General features: G+C 49.5%; 16 protein-coding genes, 1 rRNA gene and 1 riboswitch. Of the genes, 15 read left to right on the top strand and 2 right to left on the bottom strand.

What is annotated here, in order from left to right; genetic code table 11:
• The first annotated feature begins 178 nt into the window (after positions 1-178).
• Positions 179-295 (top strand): 5S ribosomal RNA (rrf, locus tag ACQSGY_RS19895).
• A 204-nt stretch (positions 296-499) separates the two neighbouring features.
• Positions 500-1498, top strand: a complete 999-nt coding sequence (locus ACQSGY_RS19890; RefSeq protein ID WP_427180130.1) for a ketoacyl-ACP synthase III — start codon at positions 500-502, stop codon at positions 1496-1498.
• 229 nt (positions 1499-1727) lie between these two features.
• Here ACQSGY_RS19890 and ACQSGY_RS19885 read toward each other — a convergent pair whose 3' ends face one another.
• Positions 1728-3665, bottom strand: coding sequence for an amidase family protein (locus ACQSGY_RS19885; protein ID WP_427180128.1), 1938 nt, complete (start codon positions 3663-3665; stop codon positions 1728-1730).
• Positions 3666-4194: 529 nt separating this feature from the next.
• Here ACQSGY_RS19885 and ACQSGY_RS19880 point away from each other — a divergent pair.
• Complete coding sequence (locus ACQSGY_RS19880) at positions 4195-6324, top strand: DNA topoisomerase III (protein ID WP_427180126.1); 2130 nt, start codon at positions 4195-4197, stop codon at positions 6322-6324.
• Positions 6325-6336: 12 nt separating this feature from the next.
• On the opposite strand, the gene ACQSGY_RS19875 is transcribed toward ACQSGY_RS19880, so the two are convergent.
• Positions 6337-7140 (bottom strand): helix-turn-helix domain-containing protein, encoded by an 804-nt coding sequence (locus ACQSGY_RS19875; protein WP_427180124.1) that lies wholly within the window; start codon positions 7138-7140, stop codon positions 6337-6339.
• Between the two features lie 132 nt (positions 7141-7272).
• On the opposite strand from ACQSGY_RS19875, the gene ACQSGY_RS19870 reads away from it, so the two are divergent.
• The 12 genes from ACQSGY_RS19870 to purF all read left to right on the top strand — a co-directional run bounded on the left by ACQSGY_RS19870 (position 7273) and on the right by purF (position 19494).
• Positions 7273-8178 carry an ROK family protein gene (locus tag ACQSGY_RS19870; RefSeq protein ID WP_427180123.1) on the top strand — a complete coding sequence of 302 codons (906 nt, stop codon included), beginning with the start codon at positions 7273-7275 and terminating at the stop codon, positions 8176-8178.
• A gap of 75 nt (positions 8179-8253) precedes the next feature.
• Positions 8254-8391, top strand: a complete 138-nt coding sequence (locus tag ACQSGY_RS19865) for a hypothetical protein (RefSeq protein ID WP_427180121.1) — start codon at positions 8254-8256, stop codon at positions 8389-8391.
• Positions 8392-8583: 192 nt separating this feature from the next.
• Complete coding sequence (locus ACQSGY_RS19860; protein WP_111273772.1) at positions 8584-8847, top strand: DUF1294 domain-containing protein; 264 nt, start codon at positions 8584-8586, stop codon at positions 8845-8847.
• Between the two features lie 237 nt (positions 8848-9084).
• The gene (locus ACQSGY_RS19855; protein WP_427180117.1) at positions 9085-9519 is read left to right on the top strand and encodes a universal stress protein; all 435 of its coding nucleotides are present in this window, start codon (positions 9085-9087) and stop codon (positions 9517-9519) included.
• A 292-nt stretch (positions 9520-9811) separates the two neighbouring features.
• A riboswitch (purine riboswitch) is annotated at positions 9812-9913 on the top strand.
• A gap of 155 nt (positions 9914-10068) precedes the next feature.
• Positions 10069-10554, top strand: a complete 486-nt coding sequence (gene purE, locus ACQSGY_RS19850; RefSeq protein ID WP_110897944.1) for a 5-(carboxyamino)imidazole ribonucleotide mutase — start codon at positions 10069-10071, stop codon at positions 10552-10554.
• Entirely contained in the window at positions 10551-11756 is a 1206-nt protein-coding gene (purK, locus tag ACQSGY_RS19845) for a 5-(carboxyamino)imidazole ribonucleotide synthase (protein WP_427180115.1), read from the top strand. Before purE ends, purK begins: the two co-directional genes overlap by 4 nt.
• Positions 11753-13051, top strand: coding sequence for an adenylosuccinate lyase (purB, locus tag ACQSGY_RS19840; RefSeq protein WP_111273770.1), 1299 nt, complete (start codon positions 11753-11755; stop codon positions 13049-13051). Before purK ends, purB begins: the two co-directional genes overlap by 4 nt.
• Positions 13052-13384: 333 nt before the next feature.
• Positions 13385-14257: a phosphoribosylaminoimidazolesuccinocarboxamide synthase gene (locus tag ACQSGY_RS19835; RefSeq protein WP_427180113.1), complete on the top strand. Its 873-nt coding sequence runs from the start codon at positions 13385-13387 to the stop codon at positions 14255-14257.
• Positions 14258-14870: 613 nt separating this feature from the next.
• Entirely contained in the window at positions 14871-15116 is a 246-nt protein-coding gene (purS, locus tag ACQSGY_RS19830; RefSeq protein ID WP_110897836.1) for a phosphoribosylformylglycinamidine synthase subunit PurS, read from the top strand.
• Between the two features lie 4 nt (positions 15117-15120).
• Entirely contained in the window at positions 15121-15810 is a 690-nt protein-coding gene (gene purQ, locus ACQSGY_RS19825) for a phosphoribosylformylglycinamidine synthase subunit PurQ (protein WP_111273232.1), read from the top strand.
• Entirely contained in the window at positions 15788-18031 is a 2244-nt protein-coding gene (gene purL, locus ACQSGY_RS19820) for a phosphoribosylformylglycinamidine synthase subunit PurL (RefSeq protein WP_427180111.1), read from the top strand. Before purQ ends, purL begins: the two co-directional genes overlap by 23 nt.
• Positions 18016-19494, top strand: a complete 1479-nt coding sequence (gene purF / locus ACQSGY_RS19815; protein WP_111273230.1) for an amidophosphoribosyltransferase — start codon at positions 18016-18018, stop codon at positions 19492-19494. Before purL ends, purF begins: the two co-directional genes overlap by 16 nt.
• Positions 19495-19497 lie beyond the last annotated feature (3 nt).

Raw genomic sequence — 19497 nt, 5'->3', positions numbered from 1 at the left:
CGAGGTAGATAGGCTGGGGGTGGAAGTGCAGCAATGCATGGAGCTGACCAGTACTAATCGGTCGAGGGCTTATCCAAATATGCAAGTCTAATTTGCGAGCGTTTCGTTTCGAATCTAGTTTTCAGAGAACAACACTCTGATGGATATGGAAAGAAGATAAACTTCGATCCAACCCGCGTTTGGTGGCGATGGCGGAGGGGTTCCACACGTACCCATCCCGAACACGACCGTTAAGCCCTCTAGCGCCGATGGTACTTGGACCGCAGGGTCCTGGGAGAGTAGGACGCCGCCAAGCAAAGAACCACTGCCGATGATGTTCGGTGGTGGTTTTTATTTTTTAAGCGAGTCTAAATTGCCATGAACAGCTCATCATTAATGGGCTGTTTTTTTGTTGCAAGCTGCCTTGCCATAAATGATATTCAATTCTTTTTCAAAAATTAGTACCAAGTACTAAGACTTAGTGCTATAATAAGAAAAAACGAATGAGGTGATCTCTGTAATGAATCATCAATCTATGGCAGCAATAACGGCAATGGGGACGTATGTACCGGATCGAATCCTGAGTAATGCAGATTTGGAGAAAATGGTCGATACAAGTGACGAATGGATTGTGCAACGAACAGGCATGAGAGAACGCCGGATTGCGGCAGAGCACCAATTTGTATCGGATTTGGCTACGGAAGCTGTAAAGGACATGGTGCGTCGTTACGAGGTGAATATCACCGATGTTGATATGATTCTTTTTGCTACGAGTACACCTGAGTATTCCTTCCCAAGCTCGGCTTCCCGTCTGCAGGCTAATCTGGGCATCCCCCATACGGGAGTGCTCGATCTGAACGCAGCTTGTGCAGGCTTCACATATGGCATGCAGCTGGCAGACAGTTTGGTAACCAGTGGTATGTATCGGAAGGTGCTGGTCATCGGAGCAGAGACCCTATCCAAAATTACAGATTATACAGATCGCACTACCTGTGTGTTATTTGGAGATGGAGCGGGCGCTTTTCTGGTGGAACGTGCATCGGGTCAGGGAGATTTTAAGTCCATCGTTTCCGGTACTCAAGGAGAAGGTGGCATGCATTTATACAAAAGTGGACTTTCAACAGAAATGAATGGTCAGCCTTTGAATGCAGAGGGCAAGCTGGTACAGAACGGAAGAGAGGTTTACAAGTGGGCAGTCCGAATGGTTCCAGAGCAATTAACGGAGCTTATTGCCAAAGCCGATATGTCACCTGAACAGATCGACTGGTTTGTTCCACACAGTGCCAATATGCGTATGATTGAAGCGGTGTGTGAACGCGGCCCGATTCCACTGGAACGTACGTTAACAAGTATGGAGTATCGCGGGAATACATCTGCTGCCTCGATTCCTCTTGCGCTGCAGCTTGCAGTAGATGAGGGGAAGCTGAAGCACGGACAGAATGTTGCACTATTTGGTTTTGGAGGCGGGCTGACGTATTCGGGATTAGTTGTTCGATGGGGCGTGCCAGACTCTAAATAATATCAGGAAATGTACTTGTAGAGGTATGTACCTGGTACATGTTATTCACCGAGGATCAAAAATGGTGAATAACTACAGCCGATAACAGCAGTCTGTACTGACAGTCGGCACTGCAATAGAAAAGTACACCCGCCCGCAATGTTGTGGATGGGTGTACTTTTTTGATTAAAGCTTCAAGCAGAATAGATAAATAATAATTTCAGATCATCGGCTATTTGAAATTAATTCCTCAAGGCGTTAACTTAGGCGCTTGGCGGTGGTGCGTGCCTTGCTCGTAGCTGTAGGCCAGCTTGATCAAAGTTCCTTCGTCAAAGGCACGGCCCAGAAATTCCATGCCTACCGGCAAGCCATCGCTGGTGAATCCGGCAGGAACCGTAATTGCCGGGAAGCCTGAGAACGGGCTCAGACGATTGTTGGCACCGGAGGTTTGACCTTTGCCAATCACGCCCGCAGCTTGTGTTGATGTAGGATAGATGATCGCATCGAGATGATTGTCTGCCATCAATTTCAGCAAGGAATCACGAGTAATTTGAGTGCGTTTCAGAACGATATCCTTGTATTCTGTTGTTTCTAGCGTATCACGGGCATCCCGAGCCTTCATGGCTTGCTCCTGGGTTTTATCAAACTGACCGGAAGCGATAATTTCGGACAGGCTGTGATAGGGTGCTTTGTCACCCAGAGAATCCAGATAGTCATTTAACTGGAATTTGAATTCGTAGCCACTGAGACTTGGATACTTGTTGATTTCGGCAAAGTTTGGAATGGAGATCGGTACAGCCGTTGCTCCCAGGGATTTAAGCTCCTCGACAGCAGCGTTAATAACATCAGCAACAGCTTTTTCTTCCGCTTTGGTGCTTGGAATGAGTTCGGGAGCTACGCCAATTCGAGCGCCCTTCAGTCCGTTCACATCCAGGAAGTCTGTGTAACTGGAAGGAATTTTGCCTACAGCATAAGCGGTGGCAACATCCTTTTTGTCATAACCGACAGTAGCATCCAGCATAATTGCAGCATCACTTACGGTACGAGCCATCGGTCCGCCAACGTCCTGCGTAAGTGCCAGCGGGATGATGCCTTCACGGCTGGAGAGACCAATCGTTGGGCGAATGCCGACAAGGCTGTTAAAGCTGGACGGGATACGGATCGAGCCGCCTGTATCGGTACCCATTCCCGCAGCCGCAAAGTTTGCGGCAATGGCGGCGCCTGTTCCACCGCTAGATCCGCCTGGATAGTGGTCGAGAGCGTACGGGTTCAACGTTTGTCCGCCGAGTGAACTGGAGGTCGTAATACCAAAAGCAAACTCGTGCAGATTGGTTTTGCCCAAAATAATCGCTCCTGCTGCCTTCAGCTTCTTCACTTGCTCCGCATCATGATCAGGGACGGAATCCTTGAGACAAATACAGCCAGCTGTGGTTGGCATGTCTTTGGTATCGAAGTTATCCTTCACCAGAACCGGAATACCGTGAAGTGGTCCGCGAGGCCCTTGTGCAGCGCGTTCTTCATCCAGCTGTTCAGCAATTTTCAATGCATCCGGGTTCAGATTCAGGACAGCATTGAGGCTAACACCCTGATCATCGTATTTGGCGATACGATCCAGATAATGCTGCACCAGCTCTTTGGAGGTCAGTTTACCTTGAGCCATTGCGGTTTGCATATCCATAATTGTGGCTTCTTCAAAAACAAACGGTTTTATGTAGTTATAAACGCGATCTTTCAAAATGGAAACGTCGCTCGCTGTAAGGACTGCGTTCGGCAGGAACAGAGAGTCGGTGTAGCCTTTCATCAGCCCGGCGGCATTCAGCGCACCGACGGCGCTCGCAAACTCGGACTGATCCGGTACATCCTTGAAGGATTCCGGAGCTGCGTCCAGCTTGAGCCATTGCTGCAAGGCGTTTGCAGCATCTTTGCGTGCAATTGTCGCTCCTGAGAGCTTGTCCATGGTAAAAGGCACACCTGCAAGTGTAGCGGCTTCTTCCATGGCCTGCACGAAGGTTGCGGCGCTGGCTGGCGCTTTCCCTGCAAGGGCGGCGGCAGTTGAGGATTGGCTTGAAGGAGTTGCTGCGGCGGCGAAAGCCGAAGGTACAGCAGTTCCTCCCCACGATGCGGCAACCATTGTTCCCGCGAGTAATAAGGCCCCGCCTTTTTTCAATACAGATCCATGATAAGTCATGCATCCACGCTCCCTTCCTGTGTCTAAGATGATGTGTGTGTAAGGAATCTCTTGTATATATGCTTTTGCACATCTTATATTTATGTCATGTAATCTTACAATGTTAATATTTATCCAAAAAAACGCATACAAATAGACTATGTGTTATGTTATCTTACATTTTCTCTTGTTTTCGTTGAAGTGCATAATGTTGAATATCGTCTGAAAATGGAAGTCTACAGCAATATGTTACATATATATAACATACATATTTAGTGAGTCGGGAATTGTAATAACCAACAAGGGTACATACATTTGAAATGCTGGTAGAAGAGAGACATGGCTTGCTGAAACACGCTTCCGTTTGAAAATGATATAATAGACAGATCGTTAACCGCAGATGATTGATGTTGAAGACTATTTAAGTTAGTTGCAGATCATTGAAGTTAGGTTCAGATAATCGACGTTATTTGCAAATGACTAAAGTTAGTTGCGATTATTAAATTTTTGAAAAGATTATGAGGTTTGGATAGAAAGGAAGAGATACAACGTGAAGACATTGGTACTCGCAGAGAAGCCTTCCGTAGCACGGGAGATTGCCCGGGTGATGGGTGCGCGTGATAAACATAAAAGTTATATGGAAGGTCCGAAATACATCGTAACGTGGGCCTTGGGGCATTTGGTGGGCCTGGCAGAGCCGGAGGATTATGATAAGAAATATGCCACATGGAGTCTGGAGGATTTGCCAATTTTGCCTGAGCGAACGAAGCTGAAGGTGCTCCGCGAGACGAACCACCAATACAAGGCGGTACAGCAGCTGATGAAACGTCAGGATGTAGGCGAGCTTGTTGTTGCAACTGATGCGGCCCGTGAGGGGGAACTGCTGGCAAGGTGGATTATGCAGATGGCCCAGTGGAGAAAACCGTTCAAACGCCTGTGGATCTCATCCCAGACCGATAAAGCGATCAAGGACGGATTTGCCTCACTGAAGCCAGGCAGTCAATTCGATCGCCTCTATGAATCCGCACGCTGTCGTGCTGAAGCCGACTGGATGATCGGTCTTAATGTGACACGTGCCCTTACGGTGCGTTTTAATGCACAATTGTCGGCAGGGCGTGTACAGACGCCAACCCTTGGCATGATTATGGACCGGGAGAATGAAATTAACGGTTTCCGTTCGCAGGAATACGAGACGTTAACCGCAGATTTCGGGGAGTTTCAGGCCGTGTGGCGGGCATCTGGCGGGGACTCCAGAGTTTTTGACAAGCAGGACATGCAGCAGTTGAAGCAGCGGGTGGAAGGGCGCAAGGGTATGATTGCCCAGGTGAAAAAAAGCGAGAAGGTTGAGCCGCATCCACTGGCATATGACTTGACCGAACTGCAGCGGGACGCGAACCGTAAACACGGCTTCTCCGCCAAACAGACATCTAACGTATTACAGCGCCTGTATGAGCAGCACAAGCTTGTGACCTATCCGCGTACAGACAGCCGATATCTGACTTCCGACATGACTGGAACATTGAAGGAGCGGCTGGAGAGTGTCGCTGTAGGACCTTATGCCTCACTTGCCCGTCCGCTGCTGCGTAAAAACCTGAACATCACAAAGCGAATTGTGGATGACAGCAAAGTAACGGATCACCATGCGATTATTCCGACCGAGCAGACGGTGCTTCTGAATCAGCTAAGCCCTGAGGAGCGTAAGTTATATGATCTGATCGTACGCCGTTTCATCAGCTTGTTCTATCCAGCGGCCAAGTATGATTCCGTTGCTGTTACAGTACAGGTAGGGCAGGATTCCTTCCATGTGAAGGGTACAACGGTTAAGGACAGCGGCTGGCGCGAGGTATACGGCGGAGATTACACCGATGATGACGATGACCGTGCAGATGATGCCGGTGATCATGAACGTGCACTTCTGCCGGATTTGCAGCAAGGACAGTCAGTTACGCTTCAGCGCTGCCATATCAAGAGTGGACGTACGATGCCGCCGAAGCGATATACAGAAGCTGCTTTGCTGTCCCAGATGGAAAAGCATGGACTGGGTACACCGGCAACACGCGCGGATATCATCGAGAAGCTGGTCAGCTCGGACACGATTGATCGTCAAGGCAGCAGCTTGCATCCAACCGGTAAAGGCAAACAGCTGATCGAGCTTGCTGCACCGCAGCTGCGCACACCGGAGCTGACGGCCCGCTGGGAAGCCGAGCTGGAGCGTATCGCACGCGGACAAGGTAAACCCGGCCCGTTCCTGGATGGCATTCGTTCTATGGCGAAGGAGCTTGTATCCACGGTAAAGAGCAGTAAAGCGGAATACAAGCCGCATAACGTAACCAACAGCCACTGCCCGGACTGCAATGCCAAGCTGCTCGAAAAAAAGGGCAAACGCGGCAAGTTCCTCGTATGTCCTACAGAGGACTGCGGGTACCGCCGCTCCAATGAAAAACGTCTGTCGAACCGTCGCTGTGCGCAGTGTCACAAAAAGATGGAGATCAAGGAAGGCAAAGCGGGACTATATGTGCAGTGTTTGCCGTGCGGCATTACCGAAACGCTGGATAAAGATAAGCAGCATGTGAACAAGCGTGAGCAGCAAAAGCTCGTGAAGCAGTATGCCAAGCAGGAATCCATCGGCTCCAATCTGGGAGACTTGCTGAAGGCGGCTATGGAGAAACAAGGAAAATAGATGCGCTCACCTTCAAGAGGGTTTAACAACAAAACGGTTGCGATACTCCTTAGGTGTAAAGCCTGTATGCTTGCGGAATATCTTGATGAAATAACTTTGATCATGAAAATTCAACAACGAACAGATCTCACTCGGGCGATAGTCTGAGAAAACAATCAGTGTCTTGGCCTCTTCAATTCGCTGCCTCTGGATAAAAATGCGAAGCGCCTCTCCAGTCTCTTCCTTGAATTTACGGGAAAGATAGGAGGGGCTTATTTGCAGTTGTCCGGATAACACAGACAGACACAGATCATCATAGAGGTGATTAAATATATATTCCTGACATAACAGGATATCCTTTGAGAAATGTGCCCGGTGCACTTTGGCAACACGCTCGGTGAAGTCTCCAAGAATATTTTGCAGGATGGGCTCGATTGAATCAATCCGTGACAGCGTTTCGATGTGCTGAATGTAGGTGTCGCTAAGCGTAAGGGCCGATTCCGAATATAATCCGCCTTCAATGGCAGCCCGAGCTCCCAGGGTAATCGCTGCAATAATCAGATTTTTTTTGCTGCGTAAAGTGTCATGTTTGGATAACGTGCCATAAACGCCGCTCAGTTCGGTGTGCTGCTGTAGATAGAGCAGCATTTTTTTCTTGTTCCCAAGACGAACCTGTTCAAATACCTTTTTCTCCGCAAGATAAGACTTGTGAAACAAGCTCCGCTCTCTCTGTTCCAGAAGAGATTGCTCCAACATGCCTTCCGTGCAGCGGCTTATGATTGTATGGTTGTCCTCTAACGCTTGATTCTGATCCAGCACTTCATGAACAGTGGACATCGAAGCTTCAACCTCCTGATGAAGATGATTTATTACGATTATTCGCAAATAAGTACCATAAATATAAATGGAAACGCTTTATATTTCAATTATAAGGATACTATTCGATTTATGAAGCGGGAGGCAGCAAAAATGTATTTGGTCATTGATATTGGCGGCACATTTATTAAATATGGGGTCATGAGCGAGAGTGGGAAGCTGCTGTTCAGGGGGAAAGAAGGCATTCAGCGAAGTGGTCTTCAGGAACTGCTGCATGATCTCTATTCCATCGTAGACAAGCAGAATATGGAACAGATTCAAGGTATAGCTCTGAGCTGTCCGGGAACAGTTGATGTGGAAACCGGCGTAATATATCATGGCGGCTCTTTTCCATTTTTACATGAGGTTAATTTAGCCAAGCTGCTCGCAGATCGATATCATACAGATGTTTCAATTGAAAATGACGGTAAATGTGCTGCGATGGCTGAATTATGGCTCGGCAGTGTTAAACATGCGAAGGATTCCGTGGTTATTGTGCTGGGCAGCGGTATTGGGGGAGGCATTATCGTGGATGGCAAGCTCCAGCGCGGAAAGAATCTGTCAGCCGGGGAGATCAGTTACATCATGAGCCGGGTTGATCCAGTAACGAAAGAAGCCGCATATTTTGGACTAGAGAGTTCGGCAGTGGAGATGGTCAAACGGATCGGAGAGATGAAGGGACTGGAGAACCCCGCGGATGGTGAGGCGGTATTTGAATATATCAAGCAGAAGGATGCTGATGCATGCGATGTATTTGACACGTACTGCACGCAGATTGCCGTTCAGATTATGAATCTACAGTACATTTTGGACCCTGAAGTATTTGCCATTGGTGGAGGCATCAGTGCACAGCCTGTTGTGCTGGAGCGAATTCAGTGGGCGATTGAGGAACTGAAGCGGATCAATCCGCTGCATAAGGCGAGTCCTCACATTACGGCCTGTACATTTGGCAATGATGCGAACCTATATGGTGCGTTATATCATTTCCTGAGCAGTCGTGAATTGTTAATTCGTGGCTAATGTTGTACACAGTGCACCCCTTTCGTATAAGTTTTCCTCTTTTCAGGCAACGTAAGCGGAGGAGGTGAGCCTCAGATGCCGCATAACAAGCCGGAGAAACGTAATAATCAGCAGAACAAGGACAGCATTCATGAAGAAAGTATTGCCGTAAGTCCCGAGAAAGCAGCCAAACGGGTGCCAAGTCTGAACGGTATTCCCAAACAGGAGTCGTAGCTTTATCGGGGATAGCGGGGAGTAAAGTAAAGCGGTAGTACGAAGGGAAGTAAACAAAGAAAGTAACCGGGAGGAGCAAGAAAAAAGTTGTGCCCATATTGCGGCTCTCTGCCCGCGTTGATCATCTGCCTGCCTTGGGATTATAATGGAGTCAGGGAAATGTCCCGGGACAGGGGGACCGCATAAACGTATATGCAGACCGGACTTATCGTATGGTTTATTTTTATTAATGTTGTGGCATATCTGGTGATGTCGGATGACAAGCGTCGTGCTCAGCAGCGGCGGGATCGCACACCTGAACGAACGTTGTTTTTGCTCGCTTTTATCGGTGGTGCGCTGGGTGTCTGGATTGCGATGTATCGGAAAAGGCATAAAACGAAACACGTCAGCTTTACCATTGGCATTCCATTGCTCGTATTTCTGAATGCGGTGCTGTACGGTTACTTTTTGCAGTAATATGACTCTCTGTGGAGCTGTAATTTAGGAACTGTCTGTGGAGCTGTACAGTAAACTGAGGAAGTCATTTCAGGGGTAAATGTAATGGTTTGTTATGTAAAATGTTTCGTAACAACTGGTTCATTTGCCGCTGTGAAGGTTTAAGAGGTTACATGGTTTCCGCTCTGTGACGGAGTTAGATGTCAGACCGAAGCTTGCTTCGGATTTCTACATATATAAGGAAGGGACGGGATTAACATGTTATTTTCCAAAATTTTAGTAGCGTATGATGGCTCAAAAGCTTCGAATAAAGCACTTGATCGTGCAATCGAGCTTGCGAAGGCATCGCCAGGGGCTGTACTGGATGTCATTCATGCGTTTGATTTCCCGCGTGTCTTTATCGGAGAAGGCCTTGCACCACTCCCTCCTTCACTCAACAACGATTATTACAATCTGGCTGTGCAAACGACGGATGAAGCCAAAGAACGGATTCAGGCTGCCGGTGTTACGGCGAATGTCGATCTGATTCAAGGCGCTGCTGCGGAGGTGCTTCTGGATTATGTCAAAGAGAACGGCTCGGACATTATTGTGATTGGTTCCCGCGGTCTGGGCGGAATCCGTGAGTTCGTGCTGGGCAGTGTCAGCCACAATGTGGTACAGCACGCTCAGGTTCCTGTATTAATCGTGAAATAAAGCGGAATGTACTTCATTCTCGCAAGTAACAAGCCGGTTGCCTTCAATGGATTGAAGAGCCGGCTTTTTTCTTTTTTCGAAGCAGCCAGTCAGCCCGTTTAAGCTGAATTTGGAAGTTTATTGCATTGGGGTGTTCTAATTCCCGAACATTAGATTTGTCAATATGTTAAATGTTCGTCTTTAAGTTGACATTCGCTGTAGGGGATTGTTAGAATGTTAGATGTGTCGATCAGGTTAAAATAAGGTCGAGTAGGAACGAAAGCTGTATGATTATGGAACAGAGTCATGAAGTAGGATTGAATAGATATTTGCTCGTATAACGCCGGGAATAGGGCCCGGAAGTATCTACCCGGGAACCGTAAATTTCCGGACTACGAGGAGATACGGCTGAGAGTCGCGTGCATTCATGCGGACAGCAAGCCCCTTTGGCATGCCCAAATGAGGGATACGTATTTCTTGGAGTCCGGTGTCCGGAGAAAATGTGATATTTTCGCGGGTAACGGACTTTTTCGTTTTTTTAAAATGCTCAGATGGGAGTGGGATGTATTCATGTCAGTGCAAGTCGCTGTAATTATGGGCAGCAAGTCGGATTGGGAAACGATGAAACATGCGTGCGAGGTGCTGGACGAGCTGGAGATCGGTTATGAAAAAAAGGTCGTTTCTGCACATCGTACACCGGATTTGATGTTTGAGTATGCAGAGCAGGCGATTGACCGCGGCTTCAAGGTCATTATCGCGGGTGCAGGCGGGGCGGCACATCTTCCTGGTATGGTTGCCGCCAAAACAATGCTTCCGGTCATCGGAGTGCCTGTTCAATCCAAAGCATTGAACGGTCTCGATTCCTTGTTGTCCATTGTGCAGATGCCTGGCGGTATCCCGGTGGCGACGGTGGCGATTGGCAAAGCGGGAGCGACCAACGCAGGGCTGCTCGCAGCGCAAATCATCGGTGCATTCGACCCGGAGGTGCAGCGCCGCTCCGAAGCTCGCAGAGAACGGATCAAACAAGAGGTGCTGGAAAGCAGTGATGAGCTATGAGTAACGAAGCAATGAAACAGGCTGGAGAAGCAGGTCAAGGACAGCCTGTGCTGCTGCCCGGACAGACCACCATAGGTATTCTCGGCGGTGGACAGCTTGGACGTATGATGGCGCTGGACGGGACGGCGATGGGGTATCGATTCATTACCCTTGATCCAACCCCAGATTCACCTTGCGGCCAGATCGCACAGCAGATACAGGCGGGATACGATGATGTAGAGGCGGCAAGAGAGCTTGCGCAGCAGTGTGATGTCATCACATATGAGTTCGAGAATGTAGACGCCGAGGTTGCGGCATTGCTTGAACGTGAATCTTTTGTTCCGCAAGGTAGTGCTCTTTTATATACAACACAGCATCGTCTGCGTGAGAAACGTGCGATTGAGGCAGCGGGTGTACGCGTTGCTCCGTATCGTGAGATTACAAGTCTGGATACAATGACAGCTGCGGTGAGTGAGCTTGGCGTGCCATGTGTGCTGAAAACGGTGACTGGCGGTTACGATGGCAAAGGTCAGCGGGTGATTCGGGCTGCAGCGGACGCTGAGGCCGCATACGAAGAACTCGCAGCAACAGGCGCAGAGCTGGTGCTGGAGCAGTTTATCAAGTTTGAATGCGAGATTTCGGTTATCGTTGCTCGCAGCACAAATGGAGAGATCAAGACGTTCCCGCCTGCGGAGAACATTCATGTGAATAACATTTTACATGCGTCAATCGTACCTGCACGAGTAGCCACGGACATTCAGCTTGAAGCACAGAAACTGGCGGCTGCCGTTGCCGAATCCATGCAAGCTGTTGGCTTGCTGGCCGTAGAGCTGTTTGTAGCCGCGGATGGGAGATTGTATGTGAATGAACTCGCGCCAAGGCCGCATAATTCGGGACACTACACGATGGAAGCCTGTGCAACATCACAGTTTGAGCAGCATATTCGTGCGATCTGCGGGTTGCCGCTCGGGGATACAACGCTGTTAAGCCCGGTAGTTATGGTCAATGTGCTTGGTGAGCATCTGGAAGGTATCATCGCAAGAACAGGGCAGCCTGATGAAGAGGCGATGGAACTGGGTGTCATCCCTAAGCTTCACATATATGGCAAGAGCGAAGCGAAGACAGGACGTAAGATGGGGCATGTGAACCTGCTTTGTCAGGACGTCGAAGAAGGATTGCAATGGATCGAACAAACTAATCTATGGAGGCATACAAATTCATGATTGAACGTTATAGCAGACCCGAAATGAGAGCCATCTGGACCGAGGAGAACAAATTCCAATCGTGGCTGGAAGTTGAAATCTGTGCATGCGAGGCATGGGCCGAGCTTGGAGTCATCCCGAAGGAAGACGCAGCGCTGCTTCGTCAGAATGCTTCTTTTGATATCGACCGGATCTATGAGATTGAACAGGAGACACGTCATGACGTGATCGCGTTCACACGTACCGTATCCGAGAGCCTGGGTGCTGAGCGCAAATGGGTGCACTACGGCCTGACCTCCACAGACGTGGTTGATACGGCACTGGGCTATGTACTGCGTCAAGCGAATGAAATTTTGGAAAAAGACATCATTAATTTCATTGAAATTTTACGTGAGAAAGCACTGACTTACCAGCACACGCCTATGATGGGACGGACACATGGTGTACATGCAGAACCAACGACTTTTGGTTTGAAAATGGCACTGTGGCATGAAGAGATGAAGCGTAATCTGGAGCGTTTCCGTCATGCAGCGGACGGCGTACAGTACGGCAAAATCTCCGGCGCAGTTGGAACGTATGCGAACATTGATCCTTTTGTTGAAGAGTTTGTCTGCAAGAAGCTGGGCACCAAGCCTGCGCCAATCTCCACACAAACGCTGCAGCGTGACCGTCACGCGGAGTACATGGCTACGCTGGCACTGATCGCAACTTCTCTGGACAAGTTTGCTACTGAAGTGCGTGCACTGCAGAAGAGTGAATTCCGTGAAGTGGAAGAGGCTTTTGCAAAAGGGCAAAAAGGTTCTTCCGCAATGCCGCACAAGCGCAACCCGATCGGCAGTGAGAACATCTCCGGCCTGTCCCGCGTCATCCGCGGACACATGGTATCTGCATACGAGAACGTAACATTGTGGCATGAGCGTGATATCTCCCACTCTTCCGTAGAGCGTGTGATCCTGCCGGATGCAACGATGCTGTTGAATTACATGCTGAACCGCTTCGGCAACATTGTGAAAAACCTGACCGTCTTCCCTGAAAATATGAAACGCAACATGGAGCGCACCTTCGGCGTGCCATTCTCTGGTCGTGTAATGACCAAGCTCATCGACAAAGGCTTCAGCCGTGAGCAAGCGTACGATACAGTTCAACCGCGTGCAATGCAAGCGTGGGAAGAACAGCGTCAATTCCAGGACATCGTGAAGTCCACACCGGAAATTACAGCTGTGCTGAGCGAAGAGGAAATTGCAGATGCATTTAACCCATCCTGGCACCTGAAGCATGTGGATACCATATTCAAAAAACTCGGCTTGAACGACTAATATATATCCCTATTAGGCTAGAGAGCAGAATGATGGGCTAGCAGGGAACGCAGAGGATCAAAATACTCCCCTAAAAGTATAGGTTGATTATGTGTTCACGCTGGAACGGAGAAGGCAGAAAAAACCTGGAGAAGCAAAGCTACAAGCTTTCTGAAAGAAAGCTGCATCGTAAGCATATGCTGAGCCTTTATCACCGGATTTTCCCCCTTGAGAAAGGAGAACAGAAAAATCCGGGGATAACAGCGATCGGAAGGTTCTTCTGCATTCGGAGTGGCTTGGCGTGATGAGGGGAATTGGACGTATATTTTACATCTCCTGAAAGAAGGTGACCCCATGGCACTGTCCACGGCGGCAGATCTTGTTAAAGCACCTCTGTTATACAAAGGAAAAGTACGCGAGCTGTACGATCTCGGTGAGCATTATCTTATCGTAGTAACAGACCGCATCTCGGCATTCGATTATGTGCTGGACCCGGCCGTTCCTGAGAAGGGAAATGTATTGAATCAGCTCAGCAGCTTCTGGTTTGAATTGACAGGCGGCATGATGGACAACCACGTGGTGCATACCGATGTAAAGCAGCTGGGAGACCTGATTACTGAACCTGAGCTGCTCCAGAATCGCATCATGGTTACACGCAAAGCCGAGCGCATTGATATCGAATGTGTGGTGCGCGGATACATCACTGGAGGCGGCTGGAGACAGTATGAGGCAACCGGAGAGGTTAATGGCATCAAACTGCCGGAAGGCCTTCGCAAAAACGCCAAGCTTGAAGTGCCAATCTTCACACCAGCAGCCAAAAATGATGTAGGTCATGATGAGGACATTCCGATGGACCGCATGAAAGAGCTGGTTGGCGATGCACTTGCGATTGAGCTTCAGGAAAAGAGCCTGCGTCTCTATGAGTTCGCACGAGATTACTGTGATCAACGCGGCATCATTTTGGCAGACTGCAAATTCGAGTTTGGCATCGTGGATGGCAAAGTCATCCTGATTGATGAAATCTTCACCCCGGATGCCTCCCGCTTCTGGGCAAAAGAAAACTATGCTCTCGACATCGAAATCGACAGCATGGATAAAGAACCTGTTCGTACCTATCTGGCGGGCACGGATTGGGACAAGAACAGCAAGCCAGACCCGCTCCCGCAAGAGGTTGTAGAAGCTACAACTGCTCGTTATGTCGATATTTATAACCGTTTAACGAAATAATAAAAAGTAACGTTTGAGCGTAGGCTACGGGAAAGTTTGGCTTTCGATCGCTGTTGCCCCCGGAATGTTTGGATTCGTATCCTTTTTTCAAAAGGACACATTCCGGTTGCAAAGGCGAGCACTTCGTTTCTCCAGCTCAAATCTTTCCCTCCACCAGTGTTCAAACTGGTGAATGAGGCAATTAAGGCGCAGGCTTCACCAAGTATAAAGCCTGGAAATACTGCAAGATAGAGATTCAAATCATGGTTACTCAAGGAATTTAAGACCTGTCTACGTTTGCGTGGGATGGCTGGTTTTTATCGTTGCCCACCGAAGCGACCGTCCCAAAGCGACCGCTTTTACTACCCGCCGAGCAACGTAAAGGGTTTAGGCCTTTAAAAAATATTGCCGCAGGATCAAGCGTAGGGGTGGAATGGTTCACGAAGGAGCGAAGCGTCCGCCTTTGTTCCCGGGTTTTGACCGCAGCGCGGGCCAAAACAAACCAAAAAAATCTGGGAACAACCAGCGGCCGGAGGAACCATCCACACCGAAGCGACCGTCCCAAGGCAACCCGTTACTTTTTTAACAGCATAAAGCATTTATCCCGTTCATTACTGAGGAGGAACTTCGAATCATGATCAAAGCAACCGTATATGTCACTATCAAGCAAAGCGTACTCGACCCGCAAGGCGTAGCTGTTCAAGGAGCCCTGCATTCCATGGGATTCAACGAAGTGGAAAGTGTACGAATCGGTAAAGTCATGGAACTGAACCTGGATACAACGGATCGTGTGGAAGCGGAGAAACGATTGAAAGTGATGTGTGAGAAACTGCTCGCGAACACCGTTGTTGAAGATTACCGCTACGAATTGGAGGCTTAATCTCATGAAATTTGCAGTTCTTGTGTTCCCTGGCTCCAACTGCGACATCGACTGTTACAAAGCGGTGGAAGATGCGATTGGACAAGAGGTTGATTATGTATGGCATACGGCTACCGATCTGTCGGCGTATGATTGCATTCTGGTTCCGGGCGGTTTCTCGTACGGAGACTACCTGCGCTGCGGAGCGATTTCCCGTTTCGCACCGGTAATGAACGAAGTGGCGAAAGCTGCTGAGCAGGGCAAATATGTACTGGGTATTTGCAACGGATTCCAGATTTTGACGGAAGCAGGTTTGCTACCGGGAGCGTTAATTCGCAACACGTCCCTGAAATTCCGTTGTCATGATACAGTGCTCAAAGTGGCTAACGCAGACACACCGTTCACACGTGATTATGCACCAGGCGAAGAGATTATCATTCCAATTGCTCACGGTGAAGGAAACTATTACTGTGATGAAGCAACACTGGCAAGTCTGCAAGCAAACAATCAGATTGTTTTCACATATGGCAGCAACCCGAACGGTTCCCTGGGGGATATCGCGGGAATTTGTAACGAAGCAGGCAATGTAGTGGGCATGATGCCGCATCCAGAGCGTGCAGTGGATTCACTGTTTGGCTCGGAAGACGGCAAACGGATGTTCACATCAATTTTGAAAGCATGGAGGGATCGGCATGACGCAGCAGCTATCCGCTAAGGAGCCAACAGCAGAACAGGTCGCAGAACATAAACTTTACGCACAGATGGGCGTGTCTGACAGCGAGTATGAGCTGATCTGTGAGTTCATGGGCCGCAAGCCAAACTACACGGAAATTGGTGTATTCAGCGTCATGTGGTCCGAGCACTGCGCATACAAAAACTCCAAGCCGCTCCTGCGTCGTTTCCCGACAAGCGGTCCGCGTGTCCTGATGGGGCCAGGTGAAGGTGCCGGAATCGTGGATATCGGTGACAACCAGGCCGTTGTTTTCAAAATTGAAAGCCATAACCACCCTTCCGCGGTAGAGCCTTATCAAGGTGCGGCAACAGGTGTGGGCGGCATTATCCGTGATATTTTTTCCATGGGTGCAAGACCGGTAGCGCTGTTGAACTCTCTTCGTTTCGGTAAGCTGGAGAGCGAGCGCGTAAAATATCTATTCGAGCACGTTGTAGCGGGTATTGCGGGATACGGTAACTGTATCGGAATTCCAACCGTTGCAGGTGAAGTGATGTTTGATGAGAGCTATGAGGGTAACCCGCTCGTTAACGCAATGTGTGTCGGTCTGATCGATCATGATAAAATCCAGCGTGGTGTAGCCAAGGGTGTAGGTAACCCGGTGTATTACGTGGGCCCGCCAACAGGTCGTGACGGTATTCACGGTGCAACGTTTGCATCCGTTGAGCTGACAGAGGAATCCGAGTCCCAGCGTACAGCGGTTCAGGTCGGTGACCCGTTCATGGAGAAGCTGGTTATGGAATCCTGTCTGGAATTAATCGACACGGGCATCGTGCTCGGTATTCAGGATATGGGTGCAGCAGGTCTGACATGCTCCAGTGCGGAGATGGCAAGTAAAGCAGGTAACGGTCTGGAGCTGTATCTGGATCAGGTGCCGCAGCGTGAAGAAGGCATGACACCTTATGAGATGATGCTTTCCGAGTCTCAAGAGCGGATGCTGTTTGTTGTAGAGCCGAAGGATGAAGCACAGGCGCTGGAAATCTTTGAACGCTGGGGCGTTATCTGTGCCAAAGTTGGTAAAGTTACAGATGATGGTCGTCTGAAGCTGATCCACCACGGTGAAGTTGTTGGTGATATGCCGGTTAAAGCGCTGGTTGACGAATGCCCGGTATATGACAAACCATCCACGGTACCTGCGTACTATGAGCAAAGTGCTTCCATCGACACGCTTCGTTACGACGAAGTGTCGGATCTCGGCGGTGCATTGAAACAAGTATTGGCTTCCCCAACGGTAGCGAGCAAAAAATGGGTGTATGACCAATATGACTACATGGTGCGTACAAGCACAGCCGTGCGTCCAGGCTCGGATGCAGCGGTGGTAACGATCCGTGGCACGCGCAAAGGTCTTGCGATGACGACAGACTGTAACGGACGTTATGTGTACCTTGATCCTGAGGTGGGCGGACGAATTGCGGTGAGTGAAGCAGCGCGTAATATCGTATGTTCCGGTGCAGAGCCGCTCGCAATTACGGACAACCTGAACTTTGGTAACCCGGAGAAGCCGGATATTTTCTGGCAGATGGAAAAAGCCGTGGACGGTATGGCGGAAGCTTGCCGTGTGCTGGATACGCCGGTCATCGGTGGTAACGTGAGTTTGTACAATGAAAACGCCAAAGGCTCCATCTATCCAACGCCAGTTGTCGGTATGGTAGGTCTCGTTCATGATACGGATCATATCACGACACAGGCTTTCAAATCCGAAGGTGATGTGATCATTCTCCTCGGTGAAACCAAAGCGGAACTCGGCGGCAGCGAGCTGCAATACGCCGTGCACGGCGTGACCGAAGGTCGTCCGCCACAGCTTGATCTGAACACGGAGAAGGCTTTGCTTAACACCGTGCTGGAAGCCATCCAATCCGGACTTGTTCGCTCAGCGCATGACTTGTCCGAAGGTGGTCTGGCGGTTGCACTGGCTGAGTCCTGCATCAGCGGTAACGTGGGTGCACAAGTGAATGTTGAGACTGCACTGCGTGCAGATCACGCGTTGTTCAGTGAGAGTCAATCCCGTATTTTGCTGTCGGCTTCGCCGGAGCAAGCAGGCAAGCTGGAAGCTTTTGTACGTGAGCGCGGTGTGCCTGTAGCTGTCATTGGACGTGTCGAAGGAAGTAACCTGACGATTGAATTGAACGGAACATCAGCCGTGAACGAACCTGTAGGAGGTTTGGCGAAGGTCTGGGAGGATGCGATTCCATGTCTCATGAACTGATGACGGAACCGTTGTGGACAGGCGATTATTATAACGAAGGGTCCGGCAAGGAAGGACTCGACAAATTAAAGGAAGAATGCGGCGTATTCGGGGTATATCGTCACCCTGATGCGGCTTCCCTTTCTTACTATGGTTTGCATGCACTCCAGCATCGTGGAGAAGAGAGCGCAGGCATGTGTGTAAGCGATGGTACACAGTTTAACTATCATCGCGGCATGGGACTGGTGAAGGAAGTGTTCACCAAAGACCTGATGCAGACACTGACAGGCGATATCAGCATAGGACATGTGCGCTATTCCACGAGTGGAGACAGCAAGCTGACGAATGCACAGCCGCTGGTTTTCAAATATCGCGATGGCGACTTGGCCGTTGCAACGAACGGAAACATCGTGAATGCACCAACGATCCGGCGTGAGCTGGAGCAGAGCGGTTCTATTTTCCAAACGACAAGTGATACTGAAGTTATTGCTCACTTGATTGCACGTTCTCCAAAAGGACTTGTGGAGGCGGCAAAAGATGCATTTCAGCGTATTGTGGGCGGATATGCTTTCCTGATTATGACGAATGACAAGCTGCTGGTTGCTTCTGATCCACATGGACTTCGTCCGCTGACGATGGGTAAGCTTGGGGATGCGTACCTGTTTGCGTCCGAGACCTGTGCGCTTGAAACCATCGGCGCAGAGCTGATTCGTGATATTCAGCCAGGTGAACTGCTTGTGCTGGATGCAGATGGCTTGCATGAGGACCGTTTTGACGATCACAAACACCGTAAGGCGCTGTGTGCGATGGAATATATTTATTTTGCTCGCCCGGACAGTGATATGAATGGAGCCAACCAGCATGCCGCCCGTAAACGGATGGGAAGCCGGATGGCGATTGAGTCGTTCGTGGATGCGGACTTGGTTACGGGGGTACCAGATTCCAGCATCTCGGCGGCGATTGGATACGCTGAACAGACAGGGATACCATACGAGATGGGTATGATTAAAAATAAATACACCGGACGTACGTTTATCCAGCCAAGCCAGGAGCTGCGCGAGCAGGGCGTGAAGATGAAGCTCAGCGCAGTGCGCCGCGTCGTGGAAGGCAAACGTGTTGTCATGATTGATGACTCCATTGTACGGGGCACGACATCCCGCCGGATCGTAAATATGCTGCGTGATGCAGGGGCAACCGAAGTGCATGTACGCATTACATCACCGCCATTCAAAAATCCGTGCTTCTACGGTATTGATACACCGGATAGCCGTGAACTGATTGCATCCTCTCTGTCGGTAGAAGAGATTTGCCGTGAGATTAATGCGGATTCACTGGCGTTTCTCAGCCCGGATGGACTGATTGCTTCGATTCAAGGAGATAATCAGGACGATTATAAAGGCGGGTTGTGCCTGGCATGCTTTGATAATGATTATCCGACCCGTCTCGACTTCGATGGCGAAGAGAAATTCGGATGTAGCTGTTAGGAG

The sequence above is a fragment of the Paenibacillus sp. TC-CSREp1 genome, from assembly GCF_050171015.1.
Classification (GTDB): domain Bacteria; phylum Bacillota; class Bacilli; order Paenibacillales; family Paenibacillaceae; genus Paenibacillus; species Paenibacillus silvae.
The sequence above is the reverse complement of the archived record's forward strand: the minus strand, read 5'-3'. Positions and strand labels throughout refer to the sequence as shown.